The sequence below is a fragment of the Variovorax sp. DXTD-1 genome, from assembly GCF_003984625.1.
In the GTDB taxonomy this organism is placed as follows: Bacteria; Pseudomonadota; Gammaproteobacteria; order Burkholderiales; family Burkholderiaceae_C; genus Variovorax.
In genome coordinates, this window is record NZ_RWKH01000016.1 from 26,672 (window position 1) to 50,071 (window position 23,400).

The window sequence follows — 23,400 nt, forward strand, 5'->3', positions numbered from 1 at the left end:
CAAGAACCTAGGCCAAGGCCACGGCGACGTGCGTAGGCGGTTTGCGCATGTGGCCGTGCAATGCCGGTGGCGATACCGCTTTGAAGCGAGTCGTTTAGTTCGAAGGTACTCGGTCTTCGCGCGCGGCGCGGGCACGGCGCGTGCGCGCATCGGGCTGCAGCGGCCGCAGGTATTCATGCAGCGCCAGCGCCGCCGCTCCGACAGCGGCCGCAAGCTCGCCGTAGCGCGCCAGGCGCAAATCGGGCGCGGGCATGCCGACTACGTCGGCTTGGCGCTTGACCACCTCGAAGGCCGCTTGCAACAGGGCGCGATGGTTGGTGCACGATTTGCCGCCGAGCACGATGGCGCGCGGATCGAAGGTGACCCACAGGTTCTGCAGCAGCACGCCCAGGACAGCCGCTGCATGCGCCATGCCGGGCCCTTCGCGTTCCAGCGCACGCGAGCCGAAGAAGGCTTCGGCGCAGCCATGGCGGCCGCACGAACACAGCGGCCCGTCGATCTGCAGGATGGTGTGGCCGATCTCGCCGGCCATGCCTTGCGCACCGGTGAAGAGGCGGTCGTTCAGCACCACGCCGGCACCCACGCCCACGTCGCAGCTGACGAAGATCAGCGGGTCTCCGCCTTCGCTGCCAAAAAATTCATACTCGCCGAGCGCGCCGGCATCGGCATCGTTCTGCAGCTGCACCGTCACACCTGGCAGGCCCACCGCGGCAAAGGCTTTTTCGAGCGCGGGCAGCAGGCTCACGTTGCGCCAGCCAAGGTTGGGCGCAAAGCGGACCACACCGGTGCAATCGTCCACCGCGCCCGGCACGCCGACACCGATGCTCGAGAGGCGCAGCCCGAGGCTTTTCAGCCGCGCATGCGCCGCCGCGGCCATGCGCGCGACCTGCGCACACGCGCCCGCGGGCGTGCCGTCGGCCAGCGCTCGCGTGTCGGCATGAAGCACCTCGCCCTGCAGCGAGACGCAGACGAGGCGCACGGTTTCGACCGCGATCTCGACGCCCATCAATGCGCGCACGCCGACGTTGATCTGCAGCGGCGTGGAAGGCCGCCCGAGCCCGTCGGCCACGGTGGCACCGGCTTCGCTGAGCCACCCCTCGTCGAGCAGTTCGCGCACCAGCAGGCTCACGGTCGATTTGGTAAGCCCGCTTTCCGCCGCCAGCCGCGCACGTGAGAGACCGGGCCGCGCGCGCAGCAGGCGCAGCAGTGCGCTGCGGTTCATGCGCTTGAGGAGTTGCTGGTCGCCGATGGTCATGAACCAGCCCCCGGCGCACGGACCACGACCGCGTTCACCTGTGCGCCTGCTCTTTTCCTTCGGGGCGCTTGCCGGCGATGATCATGCCGAGCACTTCGTCTTCGGTAACGTCAGCGGTGCGGTAGGTGCCCACGAGCTTGCCGTTCTTCATGACGGCGACGCGGTCGCTGAGCGAGAACACATCGGGCATGTCGTGCGTGATCAGGAAGATGCCGACGCCGTCGGCCTTGAGCTGCTTCACGAGCCCGCCGACCATGGCGGTTTCTTCGGGGCCGAGGGCGGCACAGGGCTCGTCCATGATGAGAATGCGCGCGTTGAAATACAGCGCACGCGAGATCGCCACCACCTGCCGCTGTCCACCCGAGAGCCTGCGCACCGGAATGCGAATGTTGGTGAAGTTCTTGTTCAGGCGCTGGAACACCTTGCGCGCCTGCACTTCCATGAAATGATCGTCGAGCGTGTTCCAGCGCGTCATCTTCTCGCGGCCGAGAAAGAGGTTGGACACGGAGTCGAGGTTGTCGGCCAGCGCGAGCGTCTGGTAGATGGTCTCGATGCCCAGCGCCTGCGCCTCGGCGGGGGTGCGGATGTGGACCTTCTCGCCCGCGATCAGCGTGTCGCCCGAATCGATGGGGTAGGCACCGGCGAGCATCTTCATGAGCGTGGACTTGCCTGCGCCGTTGTGGCCCAGCACTGCGACCACTTCTCCAGGGTGGAGGTTGATGCTCACACCGTCCACGGCTTTTACGCCGCCGAAGGCTTTGCGGATTTCGCGCAGTTCGACCAAAGGTTTTGCGGTGTCTGGCGTGGTCATCTGGTTTCCGTTGCGATTTGCGCGTTGTTTTTCAGGGCGAGTGCAAAGGCCACCGGGTACTCCCCTCCGCGAATGTCCCCCGGGCTTCGCCCTCCTCCTTTATTTCGCTGCGGGGAGTACCCGATGCCCTGTGCACTGAGGCACGCTCTCGGTGTTTGGCTGACCAACGACTGCTCCGCACAGCGCACTTTCATCTAGTTCTCCCCAAACTTGCGCCGATACAGCACGTCGAACACAACGGCCACGATCAGCACCTGCCCGATGATCACCATGCGCTTGCCGATCGGTACATCGAGCAGCAGCATGCCGCTGTCGAGCGACTGCATGATGAGCGCGCCCAGCACCGAGCCAAAGATGGAGCCGGTGCCGCCCGCGAGTGCGGTGCCGCCGATGACGGCCGCCGCGATCACGTACAGCTCCATGCCGGTGCCCAGCGAGTTGGTGCCGGCATTGAGACGCGCAATCGATACGATGGCCGCCACGGTGACCAGCACCGCGAGCAACGCGAACAGCATCAGCGTGACGCGCTTTACCGGAATGCCCACCAGCGCCGCTGCATCCGGGTTGCCGCCCATCGCGAACACGTAGCGGCCGAAGCGCGTGCGGTGAACGATGAACGAGAGCACGATGGCCACCACGGCCCAGATCAACACCGGAATCGGCAGCCCCTGTGGAGCATCCTTCGAGGCAATCTGGTAGTTGTTCATGACCGCCGCGAAGACGAACACCACGGCTGCTGGCACTGCCGTCAGCAGCACCTCCATCCACAGAGGCTCGTTGGGCATTTCATGACGGGCGCGCGCGCGGCGCTTCTGCAGCATTCGGGCGAACAGCACCAGTGCCACGAAGGCCGCGATGGCCCATGTTGCGGTGGTGCCGATGCCGCCGTCGTAGCCTCCGCCGAGCCGCTGAAAGAACTCGTCGTTCACCGGCTGTGTCTTGCCGTCGGCCACCAGGAAGGCCGCGCCGCGAAACGACATCAGGCCGCCCAGCGTGACCACGAACGACGGTACGCCCAGCATCGCCGTGAGCCACCCCTGGTAGATGGACACCAGCAGTGCGACGGCAAGGCCCGCCAGGCAGGCCGTGGGCCACGACCAGCCCGACGTGTATTGCAGGTAGGCGATCAGGACGCCGACGAAGCCCATGACCGAACCGACTGAGAGATCAATGTGGCGCGCGACGATGACCAGCACCATCACCGTCGACACGATGCCCACCACGGCCGTCTGCTGCGCCACGTTGTAGAGGTTCTCGGGCGAAAGAAACACGCCGCCGGACATCACGTTGAAGACCACGCCCATCGCGATCAGCAGCACGCTCATCAACAGCAGCCGCAGGTCGACGCCGGTGCGCCGCCACCAGCCTGGTGTTTGGTTGCTCATTTTTTTGTGCCCTCTCGAAGCTACGGGTGCGCGGCGGCTCTCCGGCCGGGCCCGCGGGCCGGCCGGCGCAGTGCTGCGCGGATCAACAGCGCGCGCTCGGGCTCGCTGCCGTTGCTGTTGTCGTTGCTACTTGCAGGCCGCGGGCGCGCTGGCCGCCGGGACGCCCTTGCAGAGCTCGTCCTTCTTGATCCAGCCAGCCTTCACGACCACGTCGAGGTTGTCGCGCGTGATCGGCACCGGCGTGAGCAGGCGGGACGACAGCGAGATCTTCTTCGGACCGGAATTCCATGGCGCGGCCTTTTCGACCGGCTTGCCCTGCGACAGTGCGATGGCAGCGCTGGCGGCCTCGCGCCCGAGTTCGCGCGAGTCCTTGAAGATGGTGGCGGTTTGCGTGCCGAGTGCGATGCGGTTGAGCGCCGCAAAGTCGGCGTCCTGGCCCGACACCGGAATGCCGCGCAGGCCCTTGGCCGTGAGCGCGGCCACCGCGCCGCCCGCCGTGCCGTCGTTGGCCGCCACCACCGCATCGACCTTGTTTCCGACCTTGGTGAGGATCTGCTCCATGTTCTTTTGCGCGACCTCGGGCTTCCAGCCTTCGGTGTATTCGTCGCCGACGATCTTGATGTCGCCCTTCTTCACGGCGGCGTCCAGCACCTCCTGCTGGCCCGCGCGCAGGAAGTCGGCGTTCGGGTCGCTCGGCGATCCCTTGATGATCACGTAGTTGCCCTTGGGCTTGACCTTGAACACCTCGCGCGCCTCCATGCGGCCGACCTCGACGTTGTCGAACGTGATGTAGAAAACACCGGGCGCTTCGATCAACCGGTCGTAGGCCACCACGGGCACCTTCTGGCGCGTGGCCTTGGTGACAGCAGGCAGGATCGCGTCCTTGTCCATCGCAAGCACGATGAGCGCCTTGGCGCCCTTGGACATCAGCCCCTCGATGTCGCCCAGTTGCTTTTCAGGCGAGCCACCCGCATCGGCGCTGATGTACTTGGCGCCGAGCTTCTCGAGCTGGGCCTTGATGGCGGCCTCGTCCGTCTTCCATCGCTCTTCCTGAAAGTTGGACCAGCTCACGCCGACCACGGTCTGGGCCAATGCGCTCACTGCGGTGAGGCCGAAGGCCATGGCGGCCAAGGTGTGCTTGAGTTGCATCGATGTCTCTCCTGTGGTGGTGCCCGGCGAAAACGCCGTGTAAGAAATTAGTTAGTTTGAAGGGCGAACTAACTATCCCATTGGTGTTGGGCCAAGGTCATCCGGGAATTCCCGATAAGCCTGGTTTCAAAGTGCAAGGCACTGGACCGTTGCGAAGCATTGAAGAAATCGATGCTCAGCGAGGAAATATATCGTTTTCGGTTATGAGGACTGCTGCTTAAAGTTTGCCCACCTTCAACTCCCAGCCGCGATGTCCGCCATGAATGCTCCTCACGAAAGAATCCCTTTTCACCTGGCTTTTCCGGTGCGCGACATTGCCGAAGCACGTGCGTTCTATGGCGATCTGCTCGGATGCCCCGAGGGCCGCAGCGCGCCGGAATGGGTCGACTTCGATTTCTACGGCCACCAGATCGTGGCGCACCTCGCGCCCGATGAATGCGGCCACAAGGCCAGCAGCGCGGTAGATGGCCACGAGGTGCCGGTGCGCCATTTCGGCGCCATTCTTCCGATGGAAAAGTGGCAGGCCATGGCCGACAAGCTCGTCGCGCGGCAAACCAGGTTCGTGATCGAGCCCTACATCCGCTTCAGGGGCGAGCCGGGCGAACAGGCGACGATGTTCTTTCTCGATCCCTCGGGCAATGCCATCGAGATGAAGTCGTTCGCGAATCTGGATTCGCTGTTCGCCGTTTGAGAAAGAAGCACCGCGTGAAAACACATTTGCTCCTCGCGGGCGCCACTGCCGCGGCTCTCCTGCTTTCGGCAGTAAACGCGTCCGCGCAAACCGATACCCTGAAGAAGATCAAGGAATCCGGTGCCATCACGATGGGCGTGCGGGACGCTTCGGGCGCCATGTCCTTCACGCTCGGACCGGGCAGCTACACGGGCTTTCATGTCGAAGTCTGCGAACGTGTCATTGCAGACATTCGAAAGGCGCTGCAGCTCGAGAAGATCAACGTGAAGTACCAGTTGGTCACGCCGCAGAACCGCATTGCCCTGGTGCAGAACGGAACGGTCGACATCGAGTGCGGCACCACCACCAACAACACGGCGCGGCAGAAAGACGTGGCGTTTGCGCCCACGCTCTACGTCGAAGGGGTTCGCATCGCCGTCAAGGCAGCTTCCGGCATTGCTTCCCCGGCCCAGCTTGCCGGCAAGGCCGTGGCCGCGACAACGGGCACCACGTCTGTACAAATCCTGCGAAAGCTCAAGCGCGACGGTGCCGGCGAGATTGCGGAAGTGCTGGCCAAGGACAACAGCGAGGGCTTCCTGCTGCTCGAATCGGGCCGCGTGGAGGGCTTTGCGGCCGACGGCCAGATTCTTGCCACGCTGATTTCCAAGAGCAGGGAGCCGGCGCAGTACAAGCTGCTCGACCAGGTGCTCAGCGTGGAGCCGATTGCAATCATGCTTCCAAAGGGCGATGCGGCATTCAAGAAGCTCGTCGACCAGAGCGTGGTGTCGCTCGCCAGGAGCGGAGAGGCGGCACGTATCTACGACAAGTGGTTTGTGCAGCCCATTCCGCCCCACAACTCGAAGGTCGGCCTGCCGGCAAGCGCACTGACCAAGGCTGCTTGGGCGAACCCGACCGACAAGCCGATGGAAGAGTACGAGGCGCGGTAGCGGGTCCGATGCATGACTCCGAGCGATGAGTCGTTGAACCGGGCATCGATTCTTGAGATGCTCGGGCCATGATCAACGAGCTCAGAACCTTCATCGCCGTGTGCCGCCACGGCACGTTTGCCGCCGCGGGCGAGCGCATCGGCCTGACGCAATCGGCCGTCAGCAGCCAGATCAAGCGGCTCGAGGAAGCGCTGGGCTTCGAGCTCTTCGACCGGACGGGCCGGTCGGCCACGTTGAATGCGGCGGGCGAGACGACGCTGGGGCGCGCGGAAGAAATCTGCGCGCTCTATGCAAAGCTCGGCGAGCTGCCGGAGGATGCCGCCCACGGCGGGCTGCTGCGGATCGGCGCCATTGCCTCGACGCAATCGACGCTGCTGGCGCGTGCGCTTGCCAGCCTGCGCAAGGAGCTTCCGCAACTTCGCGTGCATGTGTCGCCCGGCGTGTCGATGCGGCTGATGGACGACCTGGACGCCGGTGTCATCGACGCGGCGGTGATCATCAGGCCGCCCTTCGGCATTCTTCCGGACCTGACGTGGCAATCGCTGGTGCACGAGCCGTACGTGCTCATTGCGCCCAAGAAGATGCCGGGGAAGGACTGGCGCACCCTCATCCAGGAGCAACCGTTCCTGCGCTACGACCGCGCATCGTTCGGCGGACGCATGGTGGAACGGTTCCTGCGCCGCGAAGGCATCGTCGTCAACGATTCGATCGAGCTCGACGAAATTCCGGGGCTCATCCACATGACATCCAAGGGGCTGGGCGTTGCCTTGGTGCCGCTGGTCGAGGCGCACCTTCCGCTGCCTGCGAGCGTTCGCGTGCTCTCGCTTGGCGAGCTCACGTTCTACAGGGAAGTGGGCCTTCTGCAACGAAAGCCGCGAGCCAGTCCGCCCATCGTGGGACGGCTCGCGCACTGCTTGCAAGAAGCGGCCGAGGCAACCGAGACGCGTCGGGGGTAAGCCCCGTGCCGAAGGCTCGTCACGCTTGATACCATTTTTTCCCATGCGCCCGCATCACCGGCGCTGGAGACACAATGGATTCGAGCAATTCAAGCGCCACGCCAAGGATCCTCGGCGAGGCGCTGTACCGCACCATGGTGCGCATCCGCGCATTCGAGAACGCCGCCGAAGCGGCCAGCCAGGGCGGCGTGAGCGCCTATGGCCAGCAGGCCGCCGGTTCCGCCAAGGTGCGCGGGCCGCTGCATCTTTCAACCGGGCAAGAGGCGGTGCCGGCAGGCGTGTGCGCCCACCTGCGCGTGAGCGATTACCTCACCTCCACGCACCGCGGCCACGGCCACACGCTGGCCAAGGGCGCTGACCTGGCCCGCATGATGTGCGAGCTGTTCGGCAAGGCCACGGGCTTCAACGGCGGCAAGGGCGGCTCGATGCACATTGCGGACTTTTCGGTCGGCATGCTCGGGGCCAACGGCGTGGTGGCGGCCGGCCTGCCGATTGCCGTGGGCGCGGCGCACGCCCAAAAGGTGCTCAAGAAAAACGGTGACATCACGGTCTGCTTTTTCGGCGACGGCGCAATCAACCGCGGGCCCTTTCTCGAGGCGCTGAACTGGGCACGCGTGTACGACCTGCCGGTGCTCTTCGTCTGCGAGGACAACCGCTGGAGCGCGACCACGGCGAGCGGGCCGATGACGGCGGGCGAAGGCGCATCGGCACGCGCCGCATCGATGGACATCGCAGCCACGCAGGTCGATGGCAACGACGTGTTCGCGGTGCACGAAACCGCCGCGCGGCTGGTGCGCGACGTGCGCGACGGCGGCGGGCCGCGCCTGCTGCATGCGCTGACCTACCGGGTGAAGGGGCATGTCTCGGTCGATCTCGCGGCGTACCGCGATCCGGCCGAGCTCGCCGCGGCGCTCGAAACCGATCCAATTGCGCGTGCGCGCGGGCATCTGCTCTCGCATGGCGCGAGCGCTGCCACGCTCGACGCGATTGAGAACGCTGCTCGCGACGAGGTCGATACCGCCCTGGCCATTGCCGATGCGGCACCCTGGCCCGACGCCGCCGCCGCTTTCACCGACGTGCAGACCATCGGAGCAGGCCAATGGCACTGAACAAGGATTTAAGCTATTCCGAAGCCGCGGTGCTCGCGGCTCAACGCGAAATGGAAGCCGATGCACGCGTGGTGGTGCTCGGCGAAGACGTGGGCCGCGGCGGCATCTTCGGCCAGTACAAGGGGCTGCAGCAGACCTTCGGCGCCGAGCGCGTGATCGACACGCCGATCAGCGAGGCCGCGATCATGGGTGCCGGCGTGGGCATGGCGCTCGCGGGCCTGCGCCCGGTGGTCGAGATGCGCGTGGTCGACTTTGCACTCTGCGGCATGGACGAGCTGGTGAACCAGGCCGCCAAGAACCGCTTCATGTTCGGCGGGCAGGGCCGGGTGCCGCTGGTGGCGCGCATGCCGGGCGGCATCTGGGACGCCTCGGCCGCGCAGCATTCGCAGTCGCTCGAGGCCTGGTTTGCGCACCTGCCGGGCGTGGTGGTGGTGAGCCCCTCGACGCCGCAGGACAACTACAGCCTGCTGCGCGCCGCGCTGCAGTGCGGCGATCCGGTGGTCTACATCGAGCACAAGACGCTGTGGGGCCTGCGCGGCGATGTGGACGAAGACATGGCCGTGCCGCTTGGCAAGGCGCGGCGCGTGCGCGAGGGCAGCGCAATCACGATCGTGAGCTGGAGCAGGCAGGTGCAGGCATGCGCGGCCGCCTGCGATGCGCTCGCGGCCGAAGGCATTGCGGCCGACCTGATCGACCTGCGCACGCTCTGGCCGTGGGACCGCGAGACGGTGCTTGCTTCTTGCGCGCGCACGCAGCGGCTGCTGGTGGTGCACGAGGCGGTGCAGGTGGCGGGCTTCGGCGCAGAGATTGCGGCCAGTGCCGCCGAAGCCACCGGGTGTCGCGTGGCGCGGCTCGGCGCGCCGCGCATTCCGGTCGGCTATGCGCCGGTGCTGGAGGCGCAGTCGCGCGTCGGTGCCAAAGCCGTGGCGACGGCCGCGAAAAAGCTGCTGGGCTGATGTCGGGCCTTTGGAGGCCCATCAACTCGGCCGTTCAAGCCGCGAAGCCGCCGTCGATGTTGAGGCTCGCGCCCGTCACAAAGGCGGCCTCGGGGCTGGACAGGTAAGCCACCATGCCGGCGATTTCTTCGGGGTGCGCATGGCGGGCGAGCGCCATCAGCCCGTGCATGGCGGCGGCGTTCGGGCCGTCGACCGGGTTCATGTCGGTGTTGACCGGGCCGGGCTGCACGTTGTTCACCGTGATGCCGCGCGGGCCGAGGTCGCGCGCAAGGCCCTGCACCAGCCCCTTGAGCGCCGACTTGCTCATGGCATAGGCGCTGCCGCCGGGCCAGGGCATGCGCTCGGCGTTGGTGCTGCCGATGTTGATGATGCGGCCGCCCTCGCCCATATGGCGCGAGGCCGCCTTGGCCGCGACGAACACGGCGCGCACGTTGATGTCGAGCGTCTTGTCGAAGTCCTCGAGCGAAAAGTCGTCGAGGCTGCCGCCGAGGAACACGCCCGCGTTGTTCACCAGCACATCGATCTTGCCGAACGTGCGGGCTGCCTCGTCGATACCGGCCGTGAGCGCGGCGGCGTCGGCGCTGTCGATTTTCAGCGCCAGTGCGCGGCCGCCTTCGGCTTCGATGCTGCGTGCGAGCTTGTCGGCGGGAGCGCTGGAACTGGCGTAGCTGAAGGCCACGGCGGCGCCGTCGCGGACCAGGCGGCGCACGATGGCAGCGCCGATTCCGCGCGAACCGCCGGTGACGAAAGCGACCTTGCCGGCCAGGACGGGAGTAGCGGATTGGGGGGTGGATTGAGGGGTGGAGGCCATGTGTTTTCCTGAAGTTGTGAACTGGAAGACCTTCAGTGTCAGGATTTCATTACCCTCCCGGTAGCCGTCAATTGGTGCAATCAAATTCAACCATTGGTTGAAAATAAGCGAATGGAACCGCTCAATCACCTCGATTCTTTTGTCCAGAGCGCGGAAAGCGGCAGCTTCTCGGCCGCCGCCCGTCGGCTGGGGCTCACGCCCGCGGCGGTCAGCAAGAATGTTGCGCGGCTCGAAGCGCGCCTGGGCGTCCGCCTCTTTCAGCGCAGCACGCGCCGCCTGACGTTGACGGAAGGTGGTGAACGCTTCCTGGGGCAGATCGGCGGGGCGCTCGCAACGCTGAAAGACGCCGTGGCCGATGTTTCGAAGGACGACGGCCAACCCGCCGGAACGCTGAAGGTGAGCATGGGCCAGGCGTTCGGCCGGGAGCACGTGTTGCCGCTCATGGGCGACTTTCTTGCGCGGTACCCCTCGATCCTGCCCGACTGGCATTTCGACAACCAGCAGGTGGACCTGGTGGGTGAGGGCTTCGACGCAGCCATCGGCGGCGGCATCGAGCTGTCGCCCGGCATGGTCGCGCGTGAGCTGGCGCGCATCCACGTGGTGGCGGTGGCCGCGCCGGGGTATCTGGCAGGCCGCGCGTTGCCCGGCCATCCGGCGGAGCTGGCGCAATTCGATGCGCTGCTGCGCCGTTCTTCGCCCACGGGCCGGCTGCGCAGCTGGACGCTGCAGCACGCCAACGGCGACCAGACGACGGTGGAGCTTCCGCGGCCGCGCGCGATCTTCAACGACCCGGAGGCCATCGCCCATGCCGCACTCATGGGCCTGGGGGTGGCCATGCTGCCGATGCCGTTCGTCGAGCGGGGGCTGCGCACCGGCGATCTGGTGCGCCTGCTGCCCGAGTGGCATTTCGATGCGGGTGCGGTCTGGCTTTATTACCCGAGCAAGAAGCTGCTGCCGGCCAAGACGCGGGTGTTCATCGACTTTGTTCTCGAGCGCTTTCGCCGCGAGCGCTTCGCCGAGCGGATGCAGGTGGCCTAACCGGCATAACCGGCGCGCCACCGGGGTTTTTACCCGCGACGCACCATGCCCTTCACCTGTACAAACGCGCGCATGACTTCTTCAACTTTCAAATCGAATCGCCGGGCTGCGCTTGCCGCTTCCGCGGCAGTGATCGCCCTTGCGGCTGTTCCTTCGTGGGCCCAGAACACCTGGCCGAACAAGCCGGTGCGCATCGTCGTGCCCTTTGCAGCCGGCGGCACCACCGACATCCTGGCGCGCGCCGTTGCGCCCGAGCTCTCCAAGGCCTTCGGCCAGCAGTTCATCGTCGACAACCGCGCGGGCGCGGGCGGCAACGTGGGCGCAGAGCTTGTCGCGCGCGCGCCGAACGACGGCTACACGCTGCTGATGGGCACGGTGGGCACGCACGGCATCAACCGCGCGCTCTATCCCAAGCTGCCGTTCGACCCGATCAAGGATTTCGCGCCGATCACGCTGGTGGCGGCCGTGCCCAACGTGATGGAAATGAACGCCGACAAGGCCAAGACCCTGAACATCCGCAACGTGCAGGATTTCATCAAGTACGCCAAGGCCAATCCGGGCAAGCTCAACATGGCTTCGAGCGGCAGCGGCACGTCCATCCACCTGGCGGGCGAGCTCTTCAAGAGCATGACCGGCACCTACATGGCGCACATTCCGTACAAGGGCTCGGGCCCGGCGCTGCTGGACATGGTGGGCGGCAATGCCGACGTGATGTTCGACAACCTGCCCTCGTCGATGGCGCAGATCAAGGGCGGCAAGCTCACGGCCCTGGCGGTGACCAGCGCCCAGCGCTCGCCGGCGCTGCCTGATGTTCCGACCGTCGAGGAAGCGGGTGGCCCGGCGCTCAAGGGCTTCGAGGCGAGCTCGTGGTTCGGCTTGTTGGCGCCGGCCGGCACCCCGCCCGACATCGTGAACCGCATCCAGCAGGAAGTGGCCAAGTCGCTCGGCACGCCCGCCATCAAGGAAAAGATGCTGGCGCAAGGCGCCATTCCGAGCGGCAATTCACCGGCCGACTTCACCAAGCTGATTGCCAGCGAGCATGTGAAGTGGGCCAAGGTGGTGAAGGACTCCGGCGCGAAAGTAGACTAACCCCCAGTCTTCGCGCACTTCGTGTCGCTTCGCCAACCCCCTTTCAGGGGGCAACACCAGCGGCCCGGCAAAGCCGGTTCCGCGGTGTTTCTCGAAGGAGGCAGGGCTGGAATGCGCGCCGGTCAGGTGCCCCAGGTGACGTCTTTTTTCTCGGCCAGCGAATCTCGCAGCATGTGAAGCAGCGGCGCGGCGCGCTGGTGCAGGCTCACATGCTGCTTTTCGGCGTCATCGGCGTGGCCTTCGACGACGTGGTCGTCGTGGTTGTGGGGGGCGTTGCTGGCTTCGCGTGCCAGCGCGGACTCGAGCGCCGCGATGGCGGCGGGAATCTGCTCGACGGTGATGATGCCCTGGGGCGCGGCCGGCTTGCCGACGATGTCGAGCAGCTGGCGCGCATGCACCTCCAGCATCACGAAGTCAGGCGTAGCCCGCGATTGGAATTTGTACAGCATGGTTGTTTTTACTCACTTGTAGATGTAGTCACGGGCAAAAGGGTACACCGATTGCGAACCGCGCAGCGCACCGTGCTCCACCCTGCCGTCCGGCTTGGTGGAAAGCATCTGGTGCAGTGAGATCCAACCCTGCTCGAAGCTCATGGCGGAGCCCGCCAGGTACAGACGATAAGCCCGCAAGATGCGCTCGGCATTGCGGCTCTGGGGCCCGCCGGTGCGCTCCAGCACTTCGCGTGCGGTGTCGAGCTGCGCCTCGAGCGCGTCCGACCAGGCCCAGAGCGTGCGCGCGTAGTGCGGGCGCAGGCTTTCGGTGTCGACCATCTCCAGGCCCGCGGCGGCCGTTTCGCGCAGCACATGCGTCACGTGCAGCAATTCGCCGCCGGGGAAGATGTACTTCTCGATGAAGTCACCCATGCCCGCGCCCAGCTGCCGGTAGTCGAGCTGACCCGAGGTGATGCCGTGGTTCAGCACCAGGCCGCCGGGCTTCAGCAGCGAATGGATCTTGCGGAAGTAGGTCGGCATGTAGGCCGCGCCCACGTGCTCGAACATGCCGACCGACGCGATCTTGTCGAAAGGCGCATCGGCGGAAAGCTCGCGGTAGTCGCGCAGCTCCACGCGCACCCGGCCCTGCAGGCCTTTTTCTTCGATGAGGCGCTGTACATGCGCATGCTGGTTCTTCGACAGCGTGATGCCGGTGGCGTCCACGCCATAGTGCTCGGCGGCCCACATCAGCAGCCCGCCCCAGCCGGAGCCGATGTCCAGGAACCTCTCGCCGGGCTGCAGCAGCAGCTTGCGGCAGATGTGGTCGAGCTTGGCTTCCTGCGCCTGGGCAAGCGTCAGGTCGGGGGTGCGGAAGTACGCGCACGAGTAGACCCGGCGCGGGTCGAGCCACAGGGCATAGAAATCGTCCGAAACGTCGTAATGGAACTGGATCTGCTCCGCGTCCTTGTTCAATGAGTGCGAGCCGCGGGACTTGGCCAGCCGGGCCAGGCGTGTCCACCAGGTGGTGTTGGTCTCGGCGGGGTTGCCGGGCAGCATGCCGACCGTTGCGTCGATCAGGTCGCGCATTGCGCCTTCGATCTGGACCTTGCCTTCTACATACGCCTCGCCAATGGCGCCCACTTGCCTGGCCGCCAGCTTGGCGAGCGCCGACCACTCGCTGAACGCCAGGGTGACGCGGGACCCCGGCTTGGCAACTCTTCGGCCATCAGGCAATTCCAGCGCGATGGGCACGGGCAGCGACGCAAGCTGCGACTCGATCTTGGGTATCAAGCTTTGCATGGTGCGGCCATGGTATTGATTTTTTCAGTTTTTTGCATGACATCGCACAACCCATGCGGTACCCCCCGTGGTAGTGGTCCCGTTGACAGCAGATTGTTTATGCTTAAACTATTCAATCATGAACAGCCTTACCGCCGGCGCTTCCGCCGCACCCGCCATGGACCTTCAGCGCATCCTGTGCATCGGCGGCGGCCCCGCCGGGCTGTATTTCGCGCTGCTGATGAAGGCGCGCAACCCTGCGCTCGACATCACCGTGGTCGAGCGCAACCGCCCGTTCGACACCTTCGGCTGGGGGGTTGTGCTCAGCGACCAGACGCTGGTCAACCTGGCCACGGCGGACGGCGAAACCGCGGCGCTCATCGGCAACGAATTCCATCACTGGGACGACATCCAGGTCTTCTTCAAGGGCCGCCAGGTGCGCTCGGGCGGCCACGGCTTCTGCGGCATCGGCCGCAAGCGGCTGCTCAACATCCTGCAGGAGCGCTGCCTGGCGCTGGGCGTGAAGCTGGTGTTCGAAACCGACGCGACGGACGACCAGGCGATTGCCGCCCAGTACAACGCCGACCTGGTGATTGCCAGCGACGGCCTCAACAGCCGCATCCGCCAGCGCTATGCCGATGTGTTCAAGCCCGACATCGACCTGCGCAACTGCCGCTTCGTGTGGCTGGGCACGCACCAGACTTTCGACGCATTTACCTTTGCTTTCGAGCAGACCGAGCACGGCTGGTTCCAGGCGCATGCCTACCAGTTCGACGACAAGACATCCACCTTCATCGTCGAAACGCCCGAGGCGGTGTGGAAGGCCCACGGCCTCGACCAGATGGAGCAGCCCGAGGCCATTGCTTTCTGTGAAAAGCTGTTCGCCAAGTACCTGGGCGGCCATCCGCTCATCAGCAATGCCACGCACCTGCGCGGCTCGGCCAACTGGATCCGCTTTCCGCGCGTGGTGTGCGAGCGCTGGACGCACCGCATCGACGTCGAGGGCCGCTCGGTGCCCGTGGTGCTGATGGGCGACGCGGCGCACACGGCGCACTTCTCGATCGGCTCGGGCACCAAGCTCGCGCTCGAAGACGCGATCGACCTGGCGAATGAGTTCGAGCGCGGCGGCACGGTCGACCACGTGCTCGAGGGGTACGAGGCGCGCCGCAGCGTCGAGGTGCTCAAGATCCAGAACGCGGCCCGCAACTCCACCGAATGGTTCGAGAACGTGCCGCGCTACACCGGCATGCAGATCGAGCAGTTCGCCTACTCGCTGCTCACGCGCTCGCAGCGCATCAGCCACGAGAACCTGCGCGTGCGCGACACCGAATGGCTCGGCGGCTACGAGCGGTGGCTCGCGGGCGGCAAGCCGGTGGCGCCCATGCTGATGCCGCTGACCGTGCGCGGCCTCACGCTGAAGAACCGCATCCTGGTGTCGCCAATGGCCACCTACAGTGCGGTCGACGGCGTGCCTCAGGACTTTCTGCTGGTGCACCTGGGTGCGCGCGCGCTCGGCGGCGCCGCCATGGTGTTCGTGGAAATGACGAGCCCGACGCCCGAAGGCCGCATCACCCCCGGCTGCACCGGCCTCTACAACGACACGCAGCAGGCTGCGTTCAAGCGCATCGTCGACTTCGTGCACACGCAATCGAGTGCGAAGATTGCGATGCAGCTTGGCCACAGCGGGGCCAAGGGCTCGACGCGCGTAGGCTGGGAGGGCACCGACGAGCCACTGGAGAGCGGCAACTGGCCGCTGCTGTCGGCCAGCGCGGTGGCTTATGGCGAACAGAACCAGTTGCCGGCCGCCATGACGCGCGAGCAGATGGACGACATGCGCGAGCGGTTCGTCGAATCCACCCGCCGAGCCGCCGAATGCGGCTTCGACTGGCTCGAGCTGCACTGCGCGCACGGCTACTTGCTGTCGGCCTTCATCAGCCCGCTGACCAACCTGCGCACTGATGAGTACGGCGGCGACATCGAAGCGCGCTGCCGCTATCCGCTCGAAGTGTTCCGCGCGATGCGCGCCGCCTGGCCTGAAGACAAGCCGATGAGCGTGCGGATCTCGGCGCACGACTGGGCGCCCGGCGGCAACACCGATGCGGACGCGGTCACCGTCGCTCGCCTCTTCAAGGAAGCCGGCGCCGATTTCATCGACGTGTCGTCGGGCCAGACCACGAGGGCCGCGAAGCCGGTGTACGGGCGCATGTACCAGACGCCGTTCTCGGACCGCATCCGCAACGAAGTCGGCATTTCGACCATTGCAGTGGGTGCCATCACCGATGCGGACCAGGCGAACAGCATCATTGCGGCCGGGCGTGCAGACCTCTGCGCCATCGCGCGCCCGCACCTCGCCGACCCTGCCTGGACCCTGCACGAAGCGGCCAAGCTGCAGAGCCGCGATGTCGATTGGCCGAAGCAATACCTGAGCGGGCGCGACCAGATGTACCGCGAGATCGCCAAGCAGCAGCAGATTGCCGCGGCGGCCAATGCCGCAATGGCCGCGCAGAACAACGAGGAGACGCACTGACATGGACCTCGAAGCGCGCGCGCACAGCGAACACCCCGAAGCCCTGCGGCTCTGGCTGCGGCTCCTTACCTGCACGCAGCTGATCGAGAAGCAGGTGCGCAACGAACTGCGCTCGCAGTTCTCGACCACGCTGCCGCGCTTCGATTTGATGTCGCAGCTCGAGCGTGCGCCCGACGGCCTGAAGATGAACGAGCTCTCGCGCCGCATGATGGTGACGGGCGGCAACGTGACAGGCATCACCGACCAGTTGGTGACCGAAGGGTTGGTGGAGCGCGTCGACGTCGAGGGCGACCGGCGCGCCTGGCGCGTGCGTCTTACCGCGCGCGGCCGCAAGCTCTTCAACGAAATGGCGCAGCAGCACGAAGACTGGATCGTCGACGCCTTCGCGGGCCTCAGCGCCAAGGAAATCGCGCAGCTGCACAAGCTGCTCGGCAAGGTCAAGCAACACTCACACAGCCAGATGGCGGAGGCCGAATGAAGCACTACATCGGAGCGGGCAATCCCATGCGCGCGCAATTCGAGGCCAAGGCGCCTTACAAGGCCAAGCACTTCGCCTGGAGCTATGAGGCCGGCGTCGGCACCGTTACGCTCGATCGCCCCGAGCGCAAGAACCCGCTCACCTTCGATTCGTACGCCGAGCTGCGCGACCTGTTCCGCGCGTTGAACTACGCCACGGACGTGAAGGCCATCGTCGTTACCGGTGCCGGGGGCAACTTCTGCTCGGGCGGCGATGTGCACGAGATCATCGGCCCGCTCACCGGCATGCGCATGCCCGAGCTGCTCGAGTTCACACGCATGACGGGCGACTTGGTCAAGGCGATCCGCGCATGCCCGCAGCCGATCGTCGGTGCCATCGACGGCGTGTGCGCCGGCGCCGGCGCGATGATTGCGCTGGCCTGCGACCTGCGCTACGGGTCGCCCGCCACGCGCACTGCTTTTCTTTTCACGCGCGTGGGCCTTGCCGGTGCGGACATGGGTGCGTGCGCACTGCTGCCGCGCGTGATCGGCCAGGGCCGTGCATCGGAGCTGCTCTTCACCGGCCGCGCAATGACGGCGCAGGAAGGCCATGCCTGGGGCTTCTTCAACGCGCTGCACGAAAGCGATGCACTGCTCGAGGCTGCCACCAAGGTGGCGCGCGAACTGGCCGAAGGCCCGAGCTTCGCGCACGGCATGACCAAGACGATGCTCTCGCAGGAATGGTCGATGACCATCGACCAGGCCATCGAGGCCGAAGCGCAGGCACAGGCCATCTGCATGCAGACCGAGGATTTCAAGCGCGCCTACGAAGCCTTCGCCACCAAGCGTAAGCCGGTGTTCGGTGGGGACTGACGCCATGATGACGAAGATTCCCGCTCCGCCTTCGACAACGCACCTCGCGCTGCCGTTCTTCGACGAAGCCCATCGCTCGCTCGCGCGTGACCTGCTGCCCTGGTGCGCGGCGCAAGAGATCGATGAGCGTGACGACCGCGCGGCCTGCCGCGAGTGGGTAAGGCGCCTTGGCGACTGCGGCTGGCTGCGCTACGCCGTGCCCGGCACCGCGGGTGGCGCGCTCGAGCGTCTCGATTCGCGCGCGCTCGTGCTGCTGCGCGAAACACTGGGCTACCACTCGCCGCTGGCGGACTTTGCGTTTGCGATGCAGGGTCTGGGAAGCGGGGCCATCACGCTTGCGGGTACGCCCGAGCAGCAGTCGCAGTACCTCACGGCCGTGGGCAAGGGCGAGAAAATCGCGGCCTTTGCGCTGAGCGAACCCGATGCGGGGTCGGACGTGGCCGCGATGGCGATGCGCGCCGAGCCCACCGCCGAGGGCTGGCGCCTGAACGGCACGAAGACCTGGATCAGCAATGGCGGCATCGCCGACTTCTATTGCGTGTTTGCAAAGACCGACCCGACCGGTGGCACGCGCGGCATCACGGTGTTCATCGTCGATGCGAAGACACCCGGGCTCGACACCTCCGAGCACATCGAGGTGATGGCGCCGCACCCGCTGGCTACCCTGCGCTTCGACAATTGCGTTGTGCCGCGCACCGCGCAGCTCGGTGAGCTCAACGGCGGCTTCAAGCTGGCGATGCGCACGCTCGACATCTTTCGCGCCTCGGTGGCAGCCGCCGCGCTCGGCATGGGGCGCCGCGCACTCGCCGAGGCCATCGCGCATGCGAAGAGCCGCCGCATGTTCGGGCAGACGCTCGCCGACTTCCAGCTCACGCAGGCCAAGCTCGGTGAGATGGCCGCATTGATCGACAGCGCCGCATTGCTCACCTATCGCGCCGCGTGGATGCGCGACGACGCCGAGCAGCGCGGCGCGGCCGCAGTGGGGGATGTGTCCGCTGCGGCGGCCATGGCCAAGATGTGCGCCACCGAGAACGCGAGCCGCGTGATCGACATGGCACTGCAGATGCACGGCGGCCTCGGCGTGAAGGTTGGCACGAAGATTGAAAGCCTCTACCGCGACATCCGCTCGCTGCGCATCTACGAAGGCGCGACGGAGGTTCAACAACTGATCATTGGCAAATCCGTTCTGCGGGGATAAATACCGTGTCTGCCCAAGTCGACCGCTTCGTTCACGACCGCCTGCCGCCCGCCGAGCAGTTGCCGGTCTTCCGCTACGACCTTCCGGAGCTGCAGCTGCCCGATCAGCTGAACCTGGTCGAGGAGCTTCTGGACAAGGCGCCTGCCAAAGGCTTCGGCGACAAGCCGATGCTGCGCTCGCCGACCGGTACGCTGACCTATTCGCAGGCGGCCGTCGAGGTCAACCGCATCGCGCAGGTGCTGACCGAAGATCTAGCGCTCGTGCCGGGGAACCGTGTGCTGCTGCGCGGTGGCAATTCGGTCGCCATGGCGTTGGCGTGGCTCGCAGTGGTCAAGGCCGGCCTGATTGCAGTGGCCACCATGCCGCTGCTTCGCGCCAAGGAACTGGGCGACATCATCGAAAAGGCGCAACCGGTGGCGGCGCTGTGCGACGGCCGCCTGCTCGACGAACTCTCGATTGCGCAGCGCGAGCATCCGGTGCTCGCATCGGTGATTGCCTTCAACAAGCCCGATGCACCCGATTCGCTGTCGGCACGCGCGGCAGGCAAGAGCGGTGTGTTTGCCGCATGCCCCACGGCGTCGGACGACATCGCATTGCTCGCATTCACATCGGGCACCACCGGCAAGCCCAAGGCACCGGTCACCACGCACCGCGATGTGCTCGCGATGTGCGAGACATGGCCGCGCCACGTGCTGCAAGCGCGAAGCGATGACATCGTGATCGGCTCGCCGCCGCTGGCGTTTACCTTCGGGCTCGGCGGGCTGCTGGTGTTCCCGATGTGGGCCGGCGCCTCGGTGTACTTTGCCGATGCGCCGTTCACACCCGAAGGGCTCGTGAAGCTCATCAACGAGGTCGGCGCGACCATCTGCTACACCGCACCCACGTTCTACCGACAGATGGCACCCTTTGTTCGCCAGCACGGCGCGCCGAGCCTGCGCATCTGCGTGAGCGCCGGCGAGGCCCTGCCCGACGCGACGCGGCAGCTGTGGAAGGACGCCACCGGCATCGAGATGCTCGACGGCATCGGCGGCACCGAGGTATTCCACATCTACATTTCCGCTGCGGGCGACCAGGTGCGTCGGGGTGCGGTCGGCAAGGTCGTTCCGGGTTTCACGGCAAGGGTGGTGGACGACCAAGGCAACGAAGTACCGCGCGGTACGGTCGGCAAGCTGGCGCTGCAGGGCCCGGTGGGCTGCCGCTATCTGGACGATCCGCGCCAAACCGACTATGTGAAGAACGGCTGGAACTATCCGGGCGATTCGTTCGTGCAAGACGACGACGGCTACTTCTTCTACCAGGCGCGCGCCGACGACATGATCATCACGGCCGGATATAACGTCGGCGGGCCTGAGGTGGAAGATGCGCTGCTCAGGCACCCGGCCGTGGCCGAGTGCGGCGTGATCGGCAAGCCCGATCCGGACCGCGGCATGATCGTCAAAGCCTTCTGCGTGCTGAAGCCCGGCCATGAAGGCGACGACGCACTCGTCAAGGCGCTGCAGGACCACGTGAAGGCCAGCATCGCGCCGTTCAAATACCCGCGGGAGATCGAGTTTGTGACGGTGCTGCCGCGCACCGAGACCGGCAAGCTCCAGCGATTCAAACTGAGACAACTCAACAGCACCACATGATGAACAAACTCTTGCAGCCACCGGGCTGGCTGCCCCCCAAGGGCTATGCGAATGGCGTGGCCGCACGCGGCACCATGGTGTTCGTCGGCGGACAGATCGGCTGGAATGCGCAGCAGCAGTTCGAGTCGGACGACTTCATTGACCAATGCGGCCTGGCGCTGCGCAACATCGCCGAAGTGCTGCGCGAAGCCGGCGCCGGCCCCGAGCACATGGTGCGCATGACCTGGTACGTGACGGATCGCGACGAATACAGCCGGCGGCTCGCGGAACTCGGGCCCGTGTACCGCGAGGCGATGGGGCGCAACTTTCCGGCCATGACCTGCGTGCAGGTGGCGGCGCTGGTCGAGCACCGCGCCAAGGTCGAGATCGAGGTGACGGCGGTCATTCCGGACTGACCGGCAGAGCAATAAAAAAAGCCCTCGCAAAGAGGGCTTTTTTTATTTGGATTCATCGACCAAAGAAAAAAGGCCCTTTGAAATTCAAAGGGCCTTTTAAATTGGTTGCGCGAGCAAGATTTGAACTTGCGACCTTTGGGTTATGAGCCCAACGAGCTACCAGGCTGCTCCATCGCGCGGCAAGATGGAATTATACCTTATTCAGCAGCGCCTTGCTCGGCGGCTTCTTCTTTAATTTCAGGACGGTCGACCAGTTCGACCAGAGCCATGGGTGCATTGTCGCCAACGCGGAAACCCATCTTCAGGATGCGGGTGTAGCCGCCCGGACGCGCTGCGAAGCGCGGGCCGAGTTCGCCGAACAGCTTGACGACGCTGTCGCGGCTGCGCAGGCGGTCGAAAGCCAGGCGCTTGTTGGCAAGCGTGGGCTTCTTGGCGAGCGTGATCATCGGTTCGATGACGCGGCGCAGTTCCTTGGCCTTGGGGACCGTGGTCTTGATGACTTCATGCTCGATGAGCGAATTCATCATGTTCTGCAGCATCGCAAGGCGGTGCGAACTGGTGCGGTTGAGTTTGCGGAGTCCGTGTCCGTGACGCATGGTGCTTTTCCTTTACTTTATTAAACAGGCAGCCGTATCAGGTACTGCCCGGGCACGAGCCCTCATGGGCTCAATTCAAAATCAACGCTTGTCGAGGCCGGCCGGCGGCCAGCTTTCAAGCTTCATACCCAAGGTCAGGCCGCGCGAGGCAAGCACTTCCTTGATTTCGTTGAGCGACTTTCGACCCAAGTTCGGGGTCTTGAGCAGCTCGTTCTCGGTGCGCTGGATCAGGTCACCGATGTAGTAGATGTTTTCGGCCTTCAGGCAGTTGGCCGAACGCACGGTGAGTTCGAGCTCGTCGACAGGGCGCAGCAGGATCGGGTCGAATTGCTGTGCGCTGCGCGGTGCCGGTGCATCGAATGCAGCCAGTTCGCCGCCTTCGAGCTGTGCGAACACTGCAAGCTGCTCAACCAGGATTTTAGCCGAGGCGCGAACCGCGTCTTCAGCGGTGATCGCGCCGTTGGTTTCGATCTCGACCAGCAGCTTGTCCAGGTCGGTGCGCTGTTCGACACGAGCGCTTTCGACGGTATAGCTCACGCGTTTCACGGGCGAGAACGAAGCGTCCAGAACGATTCGGCCAATCGACTTGGTCGGCTCGTCGGCGTAGCGGCGCATCGTGCCGGGCACGTAGCCGCGACCCTTTTCAACCTTGATCTGCATGTCGAGCTTGCCGCCTTGCGACAGGTGCGCGATCACGTGATCGGGGTTGATGATCTCGACGTCGTGCGGGGTCTGGATGTCGGATGCCAGGACCGGGCCTTCGCCGTCCTTGCGCAGGCTCAGCGTGACTTCGTCGCGGTTGTGGAGCTTGAACACCACGCCCTTGAGATTCAGCAGGATGTTGACGACATCTTCCTGCACGCCGTCGATCGACGAGTACTCGTGCAGAACGCCGGCGATCGTGACTTCAGTGGCCGAATAACCGACCATCGACGACAGCAGAACGCGACGCAGCGCGTTGCCGAGCGTGTGGCCGTAGCCGCGCTCGAAAGGCTCGAGCGTGACCTTGGCCTTGTTGGCGGCAAGTTGCTCGACCTGAATGGTCTTGGGTTTCAGCAGGGTGGTTTGCATGCAGACTTCCTCTCAATACCCCCGGCTCGTTACACCGGTAAGGCTGGTGAAGCACCCATCGGAAGTGCCTCCCGATGGGAACAAAAAAATCAAATTCGGGCCGCGAAGGGCGGCCCGTTGTCGTCTGTTTAGCGCGAGTACAGTTCGACGATCAGCGATTCGTTGATGTCGGCTGCGAATTCGTCGCGATCGGGCACCTTCTTGAAGGTACCTTCGGCCTTGTCGGCATTCACTTCGACCCAGGCCGGAATACCGACTTGTTGGGCGAGCTGGAGCGCTTCGGCAATGCGGGTCTGCTTCTTCGACTTGTCGCGCACGGCGATCACGTCGCCGGTCTTCACCAGGTACGACGGGATGTTGACCGACTGGCCGTTCACCGTGATCGCCTTGTGCGACACGAGCTGGCGTGCTTCGGCGCGCGTCGAGCCGAAGCCCATGCGGTAGACGACGTTGTCCAGGCGCGATTCGAGGATGAACAGCAGGTTGGCGCCGGTGTTGCCACGGCGACGGTCGGCTTCCTCGAAGTAGCGGCGGAATTGCTTCTCGAGCACGCCGTACATGCGCTTGACCTTCTGCTTTTCACGCAGTTGCAGGCCGTAGTCAGACGTGCGCTGACCCGAAGTGCGGCCGTGCTGGCCGGGCTTGGAGTCGAACTTGGCCTTGTCTTGAATCGAGCGGCGGGCGCTCTTCAGGAACAGGTCGGTGCCTTCACGGCGGGAGAGTTTGGCCTTGGGGCCGAGGTAGCGTGCCACGAGTTTTCCTTTGTGTCAT

The 23,400-nt window shown here is 65.3% G+C and carries 23 protein-coding genes and 1 tRNA gene; 13 read left to right on the forward strand and 11 right to left on the reverse strand.

What is annotated here, in order from left to right:
- Positions 1 to 94: 94 nt before the first annotated feature.
- The 4 genes from EJI00_RS16020 to xylF all read right to left on the reverse strand — a co-directional run bounded on the left by EJI00_RS16020 (position 95) and on the right by xylF (position 4,600).
- Positions 95 to 1,255 (reverse strand): ROK family transcriptional regulator, encoded by a 1,161-nt coding sequence (locus tag EJI00_RS16020; protein ID WP_126748501.1) that lies wholly within the window; start codon positions 1,253 to 1,255, stop codon positions 95 to 97.
- Positions 1,256 to 1,289: 34 nt separating this feature from the next.
- Positions 1,290 to 2,066 (reverse strand): ATP-binding cassette domain-containing protein, encoded by a 777-nt coding sequence (locus EJI00_RS16025; protein ID WP_126748502.1) that lies wholly within the window; start codon positions 2,064 to 2,066, stop codon positions 1,290 to 1,292.
- Positions 2,067 to 2,260: 194 nt separating this feature from the next.
- Positions 2,261 to 3,451: a sugar ABC transporter permease gene (locus EJI00_RS16030; protein WP_126748503.1), complete on the reverse strand. Its 1,191-nt coding sequence runs from the start codon at positions 3,449 to 3,451 to the stop codon at positions 2,261 to 2,263.
- Positions 3,452 to 3,577: 126 nt separating this feature from the next.
- Positions 3,578 to 4,600 (reverse strand): D-xylose ABC transporter substrate-binding protein, encoded by a 1,023-nt coding sequence (gene xylF, locus EJI00_RS16035; RefSeq protein WP_126748504.1) that lies wholly within the window; start codon positions 4,598 to 4,600, stop codon positions 3,578 to 3,580.
- A 250-nt stretch (positions 4,601 to 4,850) separates the two neighbouring features.
- Here xylF and EJI00_RS16040 point away from each other — a divergent pair, with 250 nt between their 5' ends.
- From EJI00_RS16040 to EJI00_RS16060, 5 genes are all read left to right on the forward strand, one after another.
- Positions 4,851 to 5,291, forward strand: coding sequence for a VOC family protein (locus EJI00_RS16040; RefSeq protein ID WP_126748505.1), 441 nt, complete (start codon positions 4,851 to 4,853; stop codon positions 5,289 to 5,291).
- 14 nt (positions 5,292 to 5,305) lie between these two features.
- Positions 5,306 to 6,217: an amino acid ABC transporter substrate-binding protein gene (locus EJI00_RS16045; protein WP_126748506.1), complete on the forward strand. Its 912-nt coding sequence runs from the start codon at positions 5,306 to 5,308 to the stop codon at positions 6,215 to 6,217.
- Between the two features lie 68 nt (positions 6,218 to 6,285).
- Positions 6,286 to 7,173, forward strand: a complete 888-nt coding sequence (locus EJI00_RS16050; RefSeq protein WP_126748507.1) for a LysR family transcriptional regulator — start codon at positions 6,286 to 6,288, stop codon at positions 7,171 to 7,173.
- Positions 7,174 to 7,247: 74 nt separating this feature from the next.
- Entirely contained in the window at positions 7,248 to 8,282 is a 1,035-nt protein-coding gene (locus tag EJI00_RS16055) for a thiamine pyrophosphate-dependent dehydrogenase E1 component subunit alpha (RefSeq protein ID WP_126748508.1), read from the forward strand.
- Positions 8,273 to 9,238, forward strand: coding sequence for an alpha-ketoacid dehydrogenase subunit beta (locus tag EJI00_RS16060; RefSeq protein WP_126748509.1), 966 nt, complete (start codon positions 8,273 to 8,275; stop codon positions 9,236 to 9,238). Before EJI00_RS16055 ends, EJI00_RS16060 begins: the two co-directional genes overlap by 10 nt.
- Before the next feature lie 34 nt (positions 9,239 to 9,272).
- On the opposite strand, the gene EJI00_RS16065 is transcribed toward EJI00_RS16060, so the two are convergent.
- Positions 9,273 to 10,049, reverse strand: coding sequence for an SDR family oxidoreductase (locus EJI00_RS16065; RefSeq protein ID WP_126748510.1), 777 nt, complete (start codon positions 10,047 to 10,049; stop codon positions 9,273 to 9,275).
- Between the two features lie 111 nt (positions 10,050 to 10,160).
- Here EJI00_RS16065 and EJI00_RS16070 point away from each other — a divergent pair, with 111 nt between their 5' ends.
- Both EJI00_RS16070 and EJI00_RS16075 read left to right on the forward strand, forming a co-directional pair.
- The gene (locus EJI00_RS16070; protein ID WP_126748511.1) at positions 10,161 to 11,087 is read left to right on the forward strand and encodes a LysR family transcriptional regulator; all 927 of its coding nucleotides are present in this window, start codon (positions 10,161 to 10,163) and stop codon (positions 11,085 to 11,087) included.
- A gap of 72 nt (positions 11,088 to 11,159) precedes the next feature.
- Positions 11,160 to 12,176 (forward strand): Bug family tripartite tricarboxylate transporter substrate binding protein, encoded by a 1,017-nt coding sequence (locus EJI00_RS16075; RefSeq protein WP_126748512.1) that lies wholly within the window; start codon positions 11,160 to 11,162, stop codon positions 12,174 to 12,176.
- 122 nt (positions 12,177 to 12,298) lie between these two features.
- Here EJI00_RS16075 and EJI00_RS16080 read toward each other — a convergent pair whose 3' ends face one another.
- On the reverse strand, positions 12,299 to 12,625 hold the full coding sequence (locus EJI00_RS16080; RefSeq protein WP_126748513.1) for a DUF1840 domain-containing protein: 327 nt from the start codon (positions 12,623 to 12,625) through the stop codon (positions 12,299 to 12,301).
- A 12-nt stretch (positions 12,626 to 12,637) separates the two neighbouring features.
- Positions 12,638 to 13,906 carry an SAM-dependent methyltransferase gene (locus EJI00_RS16085; protein WP_126748514.1) on the reverse strand — a complete coding sequence of 423 codons (1,269 nt, stop codon included), beginning with the start codon at positions 13,904 to 13,906 and terminating at the stop codon, positions 12,638 to 12,640.
- 157 nt (positions 13,907 to 14,063) lie between these two features.
- On the opposite strand from EJI00_RS16085, the gene EJI00_RS16090 reads away from it, so the two are divergent.
- Genes EJI00_RS16090 through EJI00_RS16115 form a run of 6 tightly spaced genes read left to right on the forward strand, consistent with a single transcriptional unit; the run spans position 14,064 to position 20,962 of the window.
- Entirely contained in the window at positions 14,064 to 16,412 is a 2,349-nt protein-coding gene (locus EJI00_RS16090; RefSeq protein ID WP_409514026.1) for a bifunctional salicylyl-CoA 5-hydroxylase/oxidoreductase, read from the forward strand.
- Between the two features lies 1 nt (position 16,413).
- Positions 16,414 to 16,890 carry a MarR family winged helix-turn-helix transcriptional regulator gene (locus EJI00_RS16095; RefSeq protein ID WP_126748516.1) on the forward strand — a complete coding sequence of 159 codons (477 nt, stop codon included), beginning with the start codon at positions 16,414 to 16,416 and terminating at the stop codon, positions 16,888 to 16,890.
- Positions 16,887 to 17,741 (forward strand): enoyl-CoA hydratase family protein, encoded by an 855-nt coding sequence (locus EJI00_RS16100; protein ID WP_126748517.1) that lies wholly within the window; start codon positions 16,887 to 16,889, stop codon positions 17,739 to 17,741. Before EJI00_RS16095 ends, EJI00_RS16100 begins: the two co-directional genes overlap by 4 nt.
- Before the next feature lie 4 nt (positions 17,742 to 17,745).
- Positions 17,746 to 18,939 (forward strand): acyl-CoA dehydrogenase family protein, encoded by a 1,194-nt coding sequence (locus tag EJI00_RS16105; protein ID WP_126748518.1) that lies wholly within the window; start codon positions 17,746 to 17,748, stop codon positions 18,937 to 18,939.
- A gap of 5 nt (positions 18,940 to 18,944) precedes the next feature.
- Positions 18,945 to 20,567 (forward strand): AMP-binding protein, encoded by a 1,623-nt coding sequence (locus EJI00_RS16110; protein ID WP_126748519.1) that lies wholly within the window; start codon positions 18,945 to 18,947, stop codon positions 20,565 to 20,567.
- Complete coding sequence (locus EJI00_RS16115; RefSeq protein ID WP_126748520.1) at positions 20,564 to 20,962, forward strand: RidA family protein; 399 nt, start codon at positions 20,564 to 20,566, stop codon at positions 20,960 to 20,962. Before EJI00_RS16110 ends, EJI00_RS16115 begins: the two co-directional genes overlap by 4 nt.
- Positions 20,963 to 21,064: 102 nt before the next feature.
- On the opposite strand, the gene EJI00_RS16120 is transcribed toward EJI00_RS16115, so the two are convergent.
- From EJI00_RS16120 to rpsD, 4 genes are all read right to left on the reverse strand, one after another.
- Positions 21,065 to 21,141, reverse strand: a tRNA-Met gene (locus EJI00_RS16120).
- Between the two features lie 18 nt (positions 21,142 to 21,159).
- Positions 21,160 to 21,558 carry a 50S ribosomal protein L17 gene (rplQ, locus tag EJI00_RS16125; protein ID WP_028258418.1) on the reverse strand — a complete coding sequence of 133 codons (399 nt, stop codon included), beginning with the start codon at positions 21,556 to 21,558 and terminating at the stop codon, positions 21,160 to 21,162.
- 81 nt (positions 21,559 to 21,639) lie between these two features.
- Positions 21,640 to 22,629: a DNA-directed RNA polymerase subunit alpha gene (locus tag EJI00_RS16130; protein ID WP_009124827.1), complete on the reverse strand. Its 990-nt coding sequence runs from the start codon at positions 22,627 to 22,629 to the stop codon at positions 21,640 to 21,642.
- Between the two features lie 128 nt (positions 22,630 to 22,757).
- Positions 22,758 to 23,381 carry a 30S ribosomal protein S4 gene (rpsD, locus tag EJI00_RS16135; RefSeq protein WP_013544104.1) on the reverse strand — a complete coding sequence of 208 codons (624 nt, stop codon included), beginning with the start codon at positions 23,379 to 23,381 and terminating at the stop codon, positions 22,758 to 22,760.
- Positions 23,382 to 23,400: the final 19 nt, after the last annotated feature.

Coding starts and splice junctions, on each gene's coding strand:
- EJI00_RS16020 (WP_126748501.1), bottom strand. CDS start 1,255: ATGACCATCGGCGACCAGCAACTCCTCAAGCGCATGAACCGCAGCGCA.
- EJI00_RS16025 (WP_126748502.1), bottom strand. CDS start 2,066: ATGACCACGCCAGACACCGCAAAACCTTTGGTCGAACTGCGCGAAATC.
- EJI00_RS16030 (WP_126748503.1), bottom strand. CDS start 3,451: ATGAGCAACCAAACACCAGGCTGGTGGCGGCGCACCGGCGTCGACCTG.
- xylF (WP_126748504.1), bottom strand. CDS start 4,600: ATGCAACTCAAGCACACCTTGGCCGCCATGGCCTTCGGCCTCACCGCA.
- EJI00_RS16040 (WP_126748505.1), top strand. CDS start 4,851: ATGTCCGCCATGAATGCTCCTCACGAAAGAATCCCTTTTCACCTGGCT.
- EJI00_RS16050 (WP_126748507.1), top strand. CDS start 6,286: ATGATCAACGAGCTCAGAACCTTCATCGCCGTGTGCCGCCACGGCACG.
- EJI00_RS16055 (WP_126748508.1), top strand. CDS start 7,248: ATGGATTCGAGCAATTCAAGCGCCACGCCAAGGATCCTCGGCGAGGCG.
- EJI00_RS16060 (WP_126748509.1), top strand. CDS start 8,273: ATGGCACTGAACAAGGATTTAAGCTATTCCGAAGCCGCGGTGCTCGCG.
- EJI00_RS16065 (WP_126748510.1), bottom strand. CDS start 10,049: ATGGCCTCCACCCCTCAATCCACCCCCCAATCCGCTACTCCCGTCCTG.
- EJI00_RS16070 (WP_126748511.1), top strand. CDS start 10,161: ATGGAACCGCTCAATCACCTCGATTCTTTTGTCCAGAGCGCGGAAAGC.
- EJI00_RS16075 (WP_126748512.1), top strand. CDS start 11,160: ATGACTTCTTCAACTTTCAAATCGAATCGCCGGGCTGCGCTTGCCGCT.
- EJI00_RS16080 (WP_126748513.1), bottom strand. CDS start 12,625: ATGCTGTACAAATTCCAATCGCGGGCTACGCCTGACTTCGTGATGCTG.
- EJI00_RS16085 (WP_126748514.1), bottom strand. CDS start 13,906: ATGCAAAGCTTGATACCCAAGATCGAGTCGCAGCTTGCGTCGCTGCCC.
- EJI00_RS16090 (WP_409514026.1), top strand. CDS start 14,064: ATGGACCTTCAGCGCATCCTGTGCATCGGCGGCGGCCCCGCCGGGCTG.
- EJI00_RS16095 (WP_126748516.1), top strand. CDS start 16,414: ATGGACCTCGAAGCGCGCGCGCACAGCGAACACCCCGAAGCCCTGCGG.
- EJI00_RS16100 (WP_126748517.1), top strand. CDS start 16,887: ATGAAGCACTACATCGGAGCGGGCAATCCCATGCGCGCGCAATTCGAG.
- EJI00_RS16105 (WP_126748518.1), top strand. CDS start 17,746: ATGATGACGAAGATTCCCGCTCCGCCTTCGACAACGCACCTCGCGCTG.
- EJI00_RS16115 (WP_126748520.1), top strand. CDS start 20,564: ATGATGAACAAACTCTTGCAGCCACCGGGCTGGCTGCCCCCCAAGGGC.
- rplQ (WP_028258418.1), bottom strand. CDS start 21,558: ATGCGTCACGGACACGGACTCCGCAAACTCAACCGCACCAGTTCGCAC.
- EJI00_RS16130 (WP_009124827.1), bottom strand. CDS start 22,629: ATGCAAACCACCCTGCTGAAACCCAAGACCATTCAGGTCGAGCAACTT.